The 12,269-nt window shown below is 57.0% G+C and carries 10 protein-coding genes; 8 read left to right on the top strand and 2 right to left on the bottom strand.

Features of this window, described 5'->3' with window-relative positions:
* The first annotated feature begins 8 nt into the window (after positions 1 to 8).
* The gene (locus ACR3FC_RS00240) at positions 9 to 1,079 is read left to right on the top strand and encodes a site-2 protease family protein (RefSeq protein WP_480472410.1); all 1,071 of its coding nucleotides are present in this window, start codon (positions 9 to 11) and stop codon (positions 1,077 to 1,079) included.
* Between the two features lie 8 nt (positions 1,080 to 1,087).
* Here ACR3FC_RS00240 and aroB read toward each other — a convergent pair whose 3' ends face one another.
* Both aroB and ACR3FC_RS00230 read right to left on the bottom strand, forming a co-directional pair.
* Positions 1,088 to 2,200 (bottom strand): 3-dehydroquinate synthase, encoded by a 1,113-nt coding sequence (gene aroB, locus ACR3FC_RS00235; RefSeq protein ID WP_480472408.1) that lies wholly within the window; start codon positions 2,198 to 2,200, stop codon positions 1,088 to 1,090.
* The gene (locus tag ACR3FC_RS00230) at positions 2,200 to 2,787 is read right to left on the bottom strand and encodes a shikimate kinase (protein WP_480472406.1); all 588 of its coding nucleotides are present in this window, start codon (positions 2,785 to 2,787) and stop codon (positions 2,200 to 2,202) included. The genes aroB and ACR3FC_RS00230 overlap by 1 nt, the downstream gene beginning before the upstream one ends.
* Before the next feature lie 79 nt (positions 2,788 to 2,866).
* Here ACR3FC_RS00230 and ACR3FC_RS00225 point away from each other — a divergent pair, with 79 nt between their 5' ends.
* The 7 genes from ACR3FC_RS00225 to ACR3FC_RS00195 all read left to right on the top strand — a co-directional run bounded on the left by ACR3FC_RS00225 (position 2,867) and on the right by ACR3FC_RS00195 (position 12,187).
* Positions 2,867 to 3,016 carry a hypothetical protein gene (locus ACR3FC_RS00225; protein WP_480472404.1) on the top strand — a complete coding sequence of 50 codons (150 nt, stop codon included), beginning with the start codon at positions 2,867 to 2,869 and terminating at the stop codon, positions 3,014 to 3,016.
* Positions 3,006 to 4,526, top strand: a complete 1,521-nt coding sequence (locus ACR3FC_RS00220) for a hypothetical protein (protein ID WP_480472403.1) — start codon at positions 3,006 to 3,008, stop codon at positions 4,524 to 4,526. Before ACR3FC_RS00225 ends, ACR3FC_RS00220 begins: the two co-directional genes overlap by 11 nt.
* A gap of 2 nt (positions 4,527 to 4,528) precedes the next feature.
* A complete protein-coding gene (locus ACR3FC_RS00215; protein ID WP_480472401.1) occupies positions 4,529 to 5,485 on the top strand; it encodes a site-specific tyrosine recombinase XerD in 957 nt (318 codons plus the stop codon).
* A gap of 81 nt (positions 5,486 to 5,566) precedes the next feature.
* Positions 5,567 to 6,856 (top strand): HlyC/CorC family transporter, encoded by a 1,290-nt coding sequence (locus tag ACR3FC_RS00210; protein ID WP_480472399.1) that lies wholly within the window; start codon positions 5,567 to 5,569, stop codon positions 6,854 to 6,856.
* Between the two features lie 96 nt (positions 6,857 to 6,952).
* Complete coding sequence (locus ACR3FC_RS00205) at positions 6,953 to 9,370, top strand: GcvT family protein (protein ID WP_480472397.1); 2,418 nt, start codon at positions 6,953 to 6,955, stop codon at positions 9,368 to 9,370.
* A 31-nt stretch (positions 9,371 to 9,401) separates the two neighbouring features.
* Positions 9,402 to 10,001: a nucleotidyltransferase family protein gene (locus ACR3FC_RS00200; RefSeq protein ID WP_480472395.1), complete on the top strand. Its 600-nt coding sequence runs from the start codon at positions 9,402 to 9,404 to the stop codon at positions 9,999 to 10,001.
* A gap of 749 nt (positions 10,002 to 10,750) precedes the next feature.
* Positions 10,751 to 12,187, top strand: a complete 1,437-nt coding sequence (locus ACR3FC_RS00195) for a DegQ family serine endoprotease (protein ID WP_480472393.1) — start codon at positions 10,751 to 10,753, stop codon at positions 12,185 to 12,187.
* Positions 12,188 to 12,269: the final 82 nt, after the last annotated feature.

Genomic DNA, 12,269 nt, shown 5'->3' with positions numbered 1-12,269 from the left:
GTAACAATATGACATGGTCCTTCTCTCTCGGCCGATTGCTCGGTTCCGAACTGAGGGTCCATGTCACCTTTTTTCTGCTGCTGGCTTGGGTTGGTTTTGCCGCATTCTCGGCCGGTGGCCTGCCAGCCGCGATTGAGAACCTTCTCTTTGTTCTGGCCCTGTTTGCCTGCGTTGTCGCGCATGAGTTCGGTCACGCTCTTATGGCGCGGCGCTATGGTATCAAAACCCCCGACATCACCCTTCTGCCCATCGGTGGCCTGGCCCGACTTGAGAGAATGCCGGAAAAACCGATGCAAGAGGTTCTGGTGGCGCTTGCGGGTCCGGCAGTGAATATCGCTATCTTCATAGGCCTTGCCGTGCTTGGTGCAGGGATGCCGCTTGAGACCCTCGCGCAATTGGAATCACCAAATGTGAGGATTTTGGACAAGCTGGCCTATATCAATCTGCTTTTGGCCATCTTCAACTTGATCCCGGCCTTCCCAATGGATGGAGGCCGCGTTTTTCGCGCCCTTCTGTGTTTGCGCATGAATCGCGTCAAAGCCACCCGAATTGCAGCGGTTGGTGGCCAGATTGTCGCTGTCGGGTTTGGATTTCTAGGGCTGAGCTCCGGCAATCCAATTCTGGTATTGATCGCCGTATTCGTGTTCTTTGCAGCGAATGCAGAAAGCCAGGATGTCGCTTTGCGATCCGCGGTCCGCCGTGTTCTGGCTCGTGACGCGATGATCACTGAATTTCATGCCCTGTCCCCCAGCGATACGCTAAGCACAGCTGCGCAAGCCGTCATTCACACCACACAGCACGAGTTTCCGGTACTGGACCCAAATCACACTTTGCTGGGCTTTGTGACACGCGATCGCCTGTTCACCGCTCTGGCAAGCGACCAGCCCAGAACTGCGCCCGCGACCTCGATCATGGATGCTGACGTTCCCACAGTCTTGCTGACAACCGGCCTTGAGGACGTACTGGAACACCTGCACAATGGTGCGCCGGCGATTGCAGTTCTGAGCCATGGCGGTCGTATGATCGGTTACATAACCCGCGAAAACATCGGCGAGCTGATGGTCATTCAGGGTCGTTAACCCCTGCGTCACACCGGGGCGAGAGCGTCCGACAGAACCGATAAGACCGCATCCTTCGGCACATCCGAGGTCACAAAAGCCTGACCAATTCCGCGGGCCAGGATAAACCGCAGCTGGCCGTCCACGACCTTTTTGTCCTGCCCCATCAGATCCACCAGTGACTCGGCACTTGGCAATTCGCCCGGAATATCAGCCAGATCCGTTTTCATACCCATTGCCCGCAGATGCGCGCGTACCCGGCTTGGGTCTTCTTGTGAACACAGCCCAAGGCGGGACGAAAGCTCGAACGCAAGTGCACAGCCGATGGCCACGCCCTCGCCATGCAAAAGACGGTCCGAATAACCAGTGGCAGCCTCCAAGGCATGACAGAAGGTGTGTCCCAGATTCAGCAGGGCGCGGTCACCTTGTTCGGTTTCGTCCCGGGCCACGATATCGGCTTTCATCTGAACCGAGCGGGTTACCGCACGCACCCGCGCGGCCAAGTCACCCGAGGACACGCTTTGCCCGTTCGCCTCAAGCCATTCAAAGAAATCAGCATCCCCAAGCAAGCCGTATTTCACCACCTCGCCATACCCTGAAAGAAAGTCCCTCTGGGTCATGGTCTGCAACACAGATGTATCGGCCAGAACCAGCGATGGCTGATGAAAAGCGCCGATAAGGTTCTTCCCCTGAGGGGCGTTGATCCCTGTTTTCCCTCCGACGGAGCTGTCGACCTGCGCCAGCAAAGACGTGGGGATTTGCACGAACCGAACACCTCGGCGCAGGACGGCTGCGGCAAAGCCGGCAAGATCACCAATTACGCCGCCACCAAGGGCCACAACAACGTCGCTGCGTTCAACCTTTTCAGCCAACAGCCACTCAACCGCGCGTTCGAAATGAGGCCAGCTTTTGGTCGCCTCCCCGGCTGGCAAGGCCAGCGCGGACATTTCGATTCCGGCGGCTTTCAGACCCGCACGTAGTGCGTCCAGATGCAGGCCAGCTACGTTCTCATCTGTCAGGACGGCCACCTTGGGGCGCGCCAATAGCGGTGCAATCCAATCGCCTGCGCGCGCCAGAAGATCCGGACCGATCTCAACGTCATACGACCGGTCTCCAAGTTCAACGTGTACTCTTTGATGCATTATCTGATTTCCAAAACATCAGGGCGCGCCAATAAGGCGTCGACAACCCGGTCCACCATATTCTCGATCGAAGTTTCGCCATCCGAATCCACGATCAAATCTGCCTCGGCGTAAACCGGAACACGCGCCTCGTAGAGGGCTTTCAATGTCGCATAAGGATCAGCAGTGCGCAGCAGCGGGCGCGTGTCCTTGTGGCGAACTCGGTTCCACAAAACTCTCAGGTCTGCCCGCAGCCAGACAGACGCCCCGCGCAAGGTGATCATACGCCGGTTGTCGGGCTGAAGAAACGCCCCGCCACCCGTTGAAAGGATGCCTTTTTTCTCGTCCAGCAGACGGCTGATGACCTGTGTTTCCTTGGTGCGAAAAAACGGCTCCCCGTCCCGCTCAAAGATTTCGGGGATGGTCATGTTGGCGGCTGATTCGATTTCGGCATCACTATCCAGAAAGGGAACACCCAGACGCGCGGCCAAAGCGCGGCCCACGGCTGTCTTACCAGCCCCCATCATCCCCACCAGAACCACGGTTTTGTGCAGAGCAAATCGGGTCTGCGCGTCCGCTGAGTGCGTGTTATGCTTAATTTCGCTCATTTCACCGTGAATGACGTGATCTTGGGAAAAATGCCAGTTATAACTTGGTCAAAACCAAAAATTGAGGCAGCGTGACGCCATGAGCCGTCTGATCAAATTCCTGATATATGTTCTGTGCCTAGTATTCATCGGGCTGGTTGCCTATGCCTATGTCGGTCCATTCTTTGGCGTGGATTTCTCTGCGCCTCAAAGTGAAATTCGCGAGCCGGTTGTACTGGATGTCAACTAAGCAACTGCTTTTGGCAATCACACTGGCCGGGTCAGCACATGCGCAGGAACCCTTGTCCGCCATCGAATGGCTGACAGACCCGCCGGAAAACCTGCCGGGAACCGTTCTGCTGGAACCACCGGTCACGCAAGATGGCACTTTGCCAGGAATTGAGGTGACTTCGCTTGAAGCGCTGTCGCAGCCGCTGGGCCTTGTTTCGTCCTCTGTCACTGGCCTGCCCGTCGACCTTTGGCAAGGCAGCGATGCGGATCGCTTGGCCGAACTGATCGCCGACGTCCACGTGCGTGACAACCCGGCGATGCAGCGATTGTTGTTCACGTTACTCTTGTCTGAAACACGCGCGCCGTCAGGGCCTCTGGCCGAAGAAACCCTTTTACTGGCGCGGCTGGATCGGTTGATGCAACTGGGTGCCGCTGATCCGGCGCAATCGCTTGTTCAACTGGCCGGACCTACTGACACGCAAGACCGTTTCAAGCGCTGGTTCGATGCGACGCTCTTGACCGGGGATGAGGATCGCAGTTGTACCGCCCTTATTGCCGAACCGCATCTTTCGCGGAACTATGCGGCTCAGATCTTCTGCAAGGCCCGCCGCGGGGATTGGGCTTCAGCCGCGCTGACCCTTGAGGCAGCGCATGCGCTTGAAATCCTTCCACCCGAGGATCTGGCAGTTCTGGACCGTTTCCTCAGCCCGGAACTGTATGAAGGCGCAGCTTACCTGCCGCAGCCGGAAAACCCTGATCCCCTGACGTTCCGTTTGTTTGAGGCAATTGGCGAACGGCTTCCTTCCGCTCCGCTGCCGCGGGCGTTTGCCAATGCGGATCTGCGCGATGTCGCGGGTTGGAAGGCACAGATCGAAGCAGCGGAACGGCTTACCCGTATTGGCGCATTAACCCCCAATCAGCTGCTGGGCCTTTATACCGAGCGTGATCCGGCAGCCTCAGGTGCTGTCTGGGATCGGGTGGCCGCCGTTCAGCGTTTTGAAAGCGCGTTAGACACCGGGAACGCGGAAGCGATCGGAAAGACTTTGCAACCGGTCTGGCAACAGATGCGCGGTGTCGGGCTTGAGGTTCCGTTTGCCGAACTGTTCGCCGAGCGCTTGTCGTCTGTCACATTGCCGGTTGCCACCACCGAAATCCTGCGCTGGCGTATTCTGATGCTGTCGGGGCTTTACGAACAGGCCGCCTTGGCAGCGCCCGACACATCCAACGAAACCCGATTTCTTGCCGCTTTGGCACAAGGTGACCCCGGGCGCGCGGTGTCCCCGTCCCCTTTGGCTGATGCTGTCGCTCAGGGGTTTGAATGGGCAGCGCCTGTGCCGGGCGACATTGATGCGCTGCTGGCCAACGGTCAATTGGGCGAAGCCATTATTGAAGCCATGCAACTGTTTGCACATGGCGCACGGGGCAATCTGGTGGACCTGACAGCGGCGATTGCAACATTCCGGCGCGTTGGGTTGGAAGACACCGCGCGACGTGCGGCCCTGTCCCTTTTGATCCTGCAAAAGCGTTGATCATGGGCTCTCCGGCATCAGACGCCCTGTGGATTTCAACGTTCTTGCAGGCGCAGGCGGCAGAGCTTGGCGCGGCTACCAATACGCTGCTGGCCTATGGGCGCGACCTGAAAGATTTTGCCGAATGGCTGGACCGCAAGAAATCCGGATTTGATCAGGCAGATCGCGACCTGATCGAAGCCTACCTGATCGACTGCGATGCACAGGGCTTGTCACGTTCGACCCGCGCGCGGCGTTTGTCTGCTATCAAACAGCTGTACCGGTTTGCCTTCGAGGAAGGCTGGCGCGCGACCAATCCTGCCATTCAGATCAAAGGTCCCGGCCGGCAGAAACGGCTGCCCAAGACGCTGGATGTGCCCGAAGTTGATCGTTTGCTGGAGGCTGCCCGAAAAACCGGGAGAACCGAATCTGACAGGCTAAGAAACACCTGCCTGATGGAGGTTTTGTACGCCACCGGAATGCGGGTGACTGAACTTGTCTCCCTGCCCGTCTCCTCGGCCCGTGGCGACCCCCGGATGCTACTGGTGCTGGGAAAAGGGGGTAAGGAGCGAATGGTCCCCCTGTCGCCGCCGGCCCGGGATGCTTTGGCCGCGTGGCTGACCGCGCGGGACGAGGCCGAGGACCTGGCCGCGGAAAAAGGCGCTCAGCGCTCGCGCTTTCTGTTCCCATCACGCGGAAAGTCCGGTCATCTGACTCGGCACAGGTTCTTTTTGCTGGTGAAAGAGCTGGCTGTGCGCGGCGGTGTTTCTTCTGAAAAAGTCACACCACACACGCTGCGCCATGCATTCGCAACGCATCTGCTGGCCAACGGCGCTGATCTGAGATCGATCCAGACGTTATTGGGTCATGCAGACGTGGCGACGACCGAAATCTATACGCATGTTCTGGATGAACGTCTGGCGGAACTGGTGTTGCAACATCACCCGCTGAGCAAAGACCGCAATGAGGACAAAGGCTAAGACCTTGATCCAGCGGAGCGACGTCCCCATAACGGATGCAGTACACTAACCTATCAAGGACCAATGGAACCCTTACCTTCTATGATCGACGGCGCATTCTGGTTTACGACCGGCGCTATCCTGTTTCTGCTTATCCTGTCCGGATTTTTCTCGGGCTCGGAAACGGCGCTGACCGCCTCATCAAGGGGGAAACTGCGCGCTCAGGCCGACAAGGGATCGCGCGGGGCTAAAAAGGCGCTGGAAATCACCGACGACAACGAACGTCTGATCGGGTCGGTTCTGCTGGGCAACAACCTCGTCAACATTCTGGCTGCGTCACTGGCGACGGCGTTGTTCACACGTCTTTTTGGCGAAAGCGGCGTGGCATTGGCGACACTGGTCATGACCTTTTTGGTGCTGATCTTTGCCGAAGTTCTGCCCAAGACATACGCCATCACCAATTCCGAAAAGGCCGCTGCGGCTGTTGCGCCGATCATCAGCGTGGTCGTGACGGTGTTTTCGCCTGTCGTCGCAGCCGTACGATTGCTGGTGCGTGGCGTATTGCGCTTGTTCGGAGTTCAGATCGATCCTGACAGCAACATTCTGGCCGTGCGCGAAGAAATCGCAGGCGCCCTGCAACTGGGCCATTCAGAAGGTGTTGTTGAAAAAGAAGATCGCGACCGCATCCTCGGCGCGCTGGATCTGGGCGACCGCACGGTGGAAGAGATCATGCTCCACCGTTCCAACATCGAGATGATCGATGCGAACGCCCCACCCGAAGCTATCCTGAGGCAATGCCTTGAAAGCCCTCACACTCGTCTGCCTGTTTTCAGGGACGAGCAGGAGAACATTGTTGGCGTTGTTCACGCCAAGGATTTGTTCCGCGCGATGTATGCGCAGGCTGGCAGCAGTGACGGCGGCACCGACCGTCTGGCCAGCTTTGACATCGGCAAAGTCGCGAATGCCCCTTATTTCGTTCCAGAGACCACAACTCTGGATGACCAGATGCGCGAGTTTCTGCGAATGCACGCTCATTTTGCGCTGGTCGTAGACGAATATGGCTCATTGCGTGGCCTGATCACGCTTGAGGATATTCTCGAAGAAATTGTGGGCGAAATCGCCGATGAATTCGATATCGCCGAAGAGGTGCCGGTCGTGCGGACGGATGATGGCCAATTCCTTGTCGAAGGCGCGATGACCATTCGTGACGCCAATCGTGCGCTGGACTGGTCGCTACCGGATGAAGAGGCCAACACTCTTGCTGGTCTGGTCATCCACGAAGCCCAGATGATCCCGGTTGTTGGGCAAGTATTTTCGTTCCATGGCTTCCGGTTCGAGGTAACAGCACGCGAAGGCAATCGTATCACAGCCCTGAAAGTGCGGCCCTTATAGGGTTTGGACGCAAGACAAAAACGACGCGCTCTGTCGCTCGTATGACAGAATGCTTTATCGTTGATCTGCACCGTCCTACCAGAAAAGGAGGAGCGGATGAAAAACACATGCCAGGTGGCCGTCATTGGTGGCGGCGTTGTCGGATGTTCGGTTCTTTATCACCTGACCAAGCTTGGGTGGTCGGACGTCATGTTGCTGGAACGGTCCGAACTGACCAGCGGCTCGACCTGGCATGCAGCAGGCGGGTTTCACACCCTCAACGGCGACACCAACATGGCGGCGCTACAGGGCTACACGATCAGGCTGTATAAAGAACTGGAACAGATCACCGGCATGTCCTGTGGCCTGCACCACGTGGGCGGTGTGACACTGGCCGACAATCAGGACCGGTTTGATATGCTGCTGGCCGAACGCGCCAAGCATCGGTTCATGGCGCTTGAGACAGAAATCGTCGGCCCGGAAGAAATCAAAAAGATCGCGCCCATTACGAACATCGACGGAATTATCGGCGCTCTTTACGATCCGCTGGATGGTCATTTGGACCCGTCAGGCACCACCCATGCCTATGCCAAGGCCGCGCGAATGGGCGGTGCTACGATTGAAACCCATTGCATGGTGCGTGAAACCAACCAGCGCCACGATGGAAGCTGGGATGTCGTCACCGACAAAGGCACAATCCATGCCGAACACATTGTTAATGCGGGCGGGCTTTGGGCACGCGAAGTTGGTGCCATGGCGGGTGTCTATTTTCCCCTGCACCCGATGGAGCATCAATACCTTGTCACAGACGCGATCCCCCAGATCGAAGCGATCATTGATGCGGGTGGCGAGCATCCGCATGTCATGGATCCGGCGGGTGAAAGCTATTTAAGGCAGGAAGGGCGTGGTCTGTGCATCGGGTTCTATGAACAACCCTGCAAGCCTTGGGCAGTAGACGGCACCCCGTGGGATTTCGGGCACGAGTTGCTGCCCGATGACTATGACAAGATCACCGACAGTATCGAATTCGCCTATCGCCGCTTTCCCGTGCTGGCTGAGGCCGGGATAAAATCGGTGATCCATGGGCCGTTTACCTTTGCCCCTGATGGAAACCCGCTGGTCGGTCCTGTACCTGGAATGCGCAACTACTGGTCGGCCTGCGGTGTTATGGCAGGGTTCAGCCAGGGTGGCGGCGTTGGCCTTACGCTGGCGCAGTGGATGATCGAAGGCGAGCCAGAGCGCGATGTGTTTGCCATGGATGTTGCCCGCTTCGGCGACTGGATCAGCCCAGGTTATACCCGCCCCAAAGTCATCGAGAATTATCAGAAACGCTTCAGCGTTGCCTATCCGAACGAAGAACTGCCCGCCGCACGCCCCAACCGCACAACACCAATGTATGACATCTTCAGCGATCTTGGCGCGGTTTGGGGGCAGCAATACGGCCTTGAAGTGCCAAACTATTTTGCGCAGGAAGACGAGCCGGGACTTGAAACGCCATCCTTCCGCCGCTCGAACGCGTTCGAGGCGACGGGGCGCGAAGTGCGGGCGGTGCGTGAAGCTGTAGGTATCAACGAAGTCCACAATTTCGGCAAATACCGCATCACCGGACCCAATGCTCGGAACTGGCTGGACCAGATCATGGCTGGTCGCATTCCGAAACCCGGTCGGCTGTCTTTGACCCCGATGCTGTCGCACAAGGGCAAGCTAATCGGCGATTTCACGGTTTCCTGCCTGAGTGACACTGAATTCCAGCTTACGGCGTCCTATGGCAGTCAGGCCTTCCACATGCGGTGGTTCCAACAAAACGCTCAGGACGGTGTAACAATTAAAAACATCAGCGACCGGTTGAACGGTTTCCAGATTGCCGGCCCAAAGGCAACGCAGGTTCTGGCGACCTGCACCCGAGACGACCTGACGGATTTCAACTTCCTGAACGTGCGACGGATGACTGTCGGCATGACCGACTGTATCGTTCAGCGTGTCAGCTATACGGGCGATCTTGGTTATGAAATCTATTGCGACCCCTTAGCGCAGCGTCAGCTTTGGTGGACACTGTGGGAGGCCGGACAACCCCACGGAATTGTTCCGTTCGGAATGCGCGCAATGATGAGCCTGCGGCTGGACAAGTTTTTTGGCTCATGGATGCGAGAGTATTCGCCGGATTACACCGCCGCTGAAACGGGATTGGATCGGTTCATTGCGTTCCGCAAAAACACCCGTTTCATCGGCCGCGATACAGCGGAATTAGAACGGGCCAACGGAACCATCCGCCAGTTGGCAGCCTTCGAGGTTGAAACAGACGATGCGGACGTCAACGCCTATGAACCGATCTGGCTGGATGGTTCGGTTGTTGGGTTCTGTACCTCCGGCGGCTACTCTCATTTTGCGCAGAAATCCGTCGCCATGGGCTTTCTGCCGTCCGGGCGCATAGAAGATGGTCTGGAGGTTGAAATCGAGATTCTGGGGCAGATGCGCAAAGCGAAGGTTATCTCGACACCTTTGTTTGACCCAGATGGCACACGCATGAGGGGATGACAGCACACATGACTGACAGCAGTGTGGCGCAATGACCGAAATCCCCATCATCCTGCTTGCCGCCGGTCATTCCAGCCGTATGGGCGGGCTGGACAAGCTTATGCAGCAAATCGATGGCATTCCACTGCTGACCCGTACGGCGACCCTAGCGCGTGGCGTGGCACCTGTCCTTGTCGCCCTGCCACCGCGCCCGCATCCAAGATACGATGCTCTTGCAGGAATGGACGTACAGACCGTTCCCGTACCGGACGCGGCCGAGGGAATGAATGCCAGTTTGCGCACCGCCATAAAACACCTTCCTGTTGATGCACCCGCGGTCATGGTTTTGCTGGCCGACTTACCCGACCTGACCCAGACCGATCTGAGAACGATCTTGAAAGCACGCCAGTTGCATCCCGACAATGTAATCTGGCGCGGAACAACCACAGATGGAAAGCCCGGGCACCCGGTGATCTTCGATCGGACGCTTTTCAGTAAGCTTTCGGCATTACACGGCGATCACGGCGCGCAGACGGTGGTCCGGTCACAACAAGGTGGCGTATTCCTGCAACCCCTGCCCGGTCAAAACGCGGTTTTGGATCTGGATACGCCGGAAGATTGGGCAGCTTGGTGCAAGAAACGCACCGTTTAAATAAACACGGCCCGGTCGATATCGACCGGGCCGGTGCCCAATACAGGACTACCACTTTCCACAATTCCAAAAGTTTGACCAATAGGTCTTAAAGACACTCTGGTTCCCTAGCCGCTAAACCTAAACAAGACCCCCTCGTTAACACGCCGCTAAAACTTCCGGTAACTGAGTTAGCCGCCAGCGCCCCCTAGCGCTTTTGGCTTCCCCTCACTTGGGCAATTTCATCCTCACTTATCCGATCCTTAGAAACAACGTAAAATTGGAAGAATAGGTTAATTTCGCGTGCCTCGATTTGGCTTTTAGGCAACATAGCACCAAGGCTTGCTCAACCTATAGGCGATCCAAGTCCGGTGCACGTATCATCGATTCGGGATTAAGCGCAAACTTATGCACCCATTCAGCTGCCTATCGGCAAAGTTACAGCGTCAAGCCCGAAGTTTCCCGGACTCGCCCACAACCATTGGAAGAGCAGCATTTTTCCCCACTGTTCAGTGAAAGCATTGTCAACAAAACAATGAAAATTCAACTTTTTTGAAAGTTTGACGTCTGTTTTGGCAACAATCCTCCGATTCGCCTTCGACCTCCTCGGTTAAATCAGCGAATCCTGATCAACGTCCTTCACCACAAAACACCCGCTTTGTGGCAAAATTAAGATTTATTAATTGATCAGTCAGGAAACCCCAATCCTGACAGTGCATCTCATGTCTCAACGCGCAACGGAAATTGCGTGATCAAACCAGGAGACAGAAATGAGCATCCGAAAATCTTCGCTTTTACTTCCCCGCACATCCAACTGGATGGGGGTCAGCGCATTGGGCGCAGCCATGCTGGCCACAACCGCTATACCTTCGATGGCGGATGAAGCGCTTGCCGATCTTGTCGAAACCGTTTCCCCTTCGGTTGTAACCATCATTGCCGAGCAAAAGACCGCCCCAAGCCCCACACAGGGTCAGAATTTTGACTTTGACGGTCACCCGTTTGGGGAATTCTTCAAACGATTTGGTGGGCCTGAAGGGTTCAACATGCCTCAACGCGGTCCGGCACAAGGGCTCGGGTCAGGGTTTGTACTGGATGAAGCCGGTTATATCGTCACCAATCACCATGTGGTAGACAATGCCGCGACTGTAACCGTTCGCCTAAGTGATGACCGGACATTTGAGGCCGAGGTGGTTGGCACCGACCCGCTGACAGACATTGCAGTCTTGAAGATCGATGCAGTCCCGGGCCTGCAAGCCGTCGAACTGGGTGACAGCGATGCAATCCGTGTTGGCGAAGATGTCGTAGCGATCGGCAACCCGTTTGGTTTGAGCTCCACGGTCACTACCGGCATTGTATCGGCTAAAGGTCGCAATATCTCGGACGGGCCATATGCCGAGTTCATTCAAACGGACGCAGCTATCAACAAGGGCAACTCTGGTGGCCCGCTTTTCAACATGGACGGCGAAGTGATTGGTGTAAACTCGGCCATTTATTCCCCCAGTGGCGGATCTGTCGGGCTGGGATTTGCCGTAACCTCGAACATCGTTGAACATATTGCAGCCGATCTACAGGATGACGGGCAGGTCAGCCGTGGGTGGCTGGGTGTTTCGATCCAGAATATCAGCCCGCAGCTTGCGGCGGCGCTGGGTATTGATGCCTCCTCGGGTGCACTGGTGGCAGATGTTGTCGCCGACAGCCCTGCAGATGGCGTCCTGGAACAAGGCGATGTTATCCTGTCTTTCAATGGCGAAGCCGTAGACTCCAGTGGTGACCTGCCTATTCTGGTGGGCACAACCAAGGTCGGCACCGCCAGTAATTTGACCATTCTGCGCGATGGCAAACAGGAAACGGTCACTTTGACCGTTGGCCAGCATCAGGCAGCGGCGGCTCAGTCCGACACCCCTGTCGAATCTGATGCAGCAGGCACGTCGCTTGGTGTCACAGTGGCCCCGCTGACCGAAACGGTGCGGGCTGAAGCGGGTATTGCTAAAACCGTCGAAGGTGTGGTCGTCACAGACTTGCAACCGGACAGCCCTGCGGCCCGGGCGGGTCTGCAACGCGGTGACGTGATCGTCAAACTGGGCAACCAGGACACGTTCACACCCGAAGCGCTGAAGGCCGCACTGGACAGCGAAAAAACAGACCCGGCACTGGTATTGATCAATCGGGCCGGCAGCCAGATTTTCGTTGCTGTCGAACTGGTCTGACTAACACCATGCGCGCGCCGCTTGATGGGGAGATCCGGCGCGTGCCTCACCCGGCGGACCTGAGTTGTCCGCTGTCCGTCGG

The organism is Ruegeria sp. AF3 (genome assembly GCF_056536285.1).
This window is presented reverse-complemented; position numbering and strand designations above follow the sequence as displayed.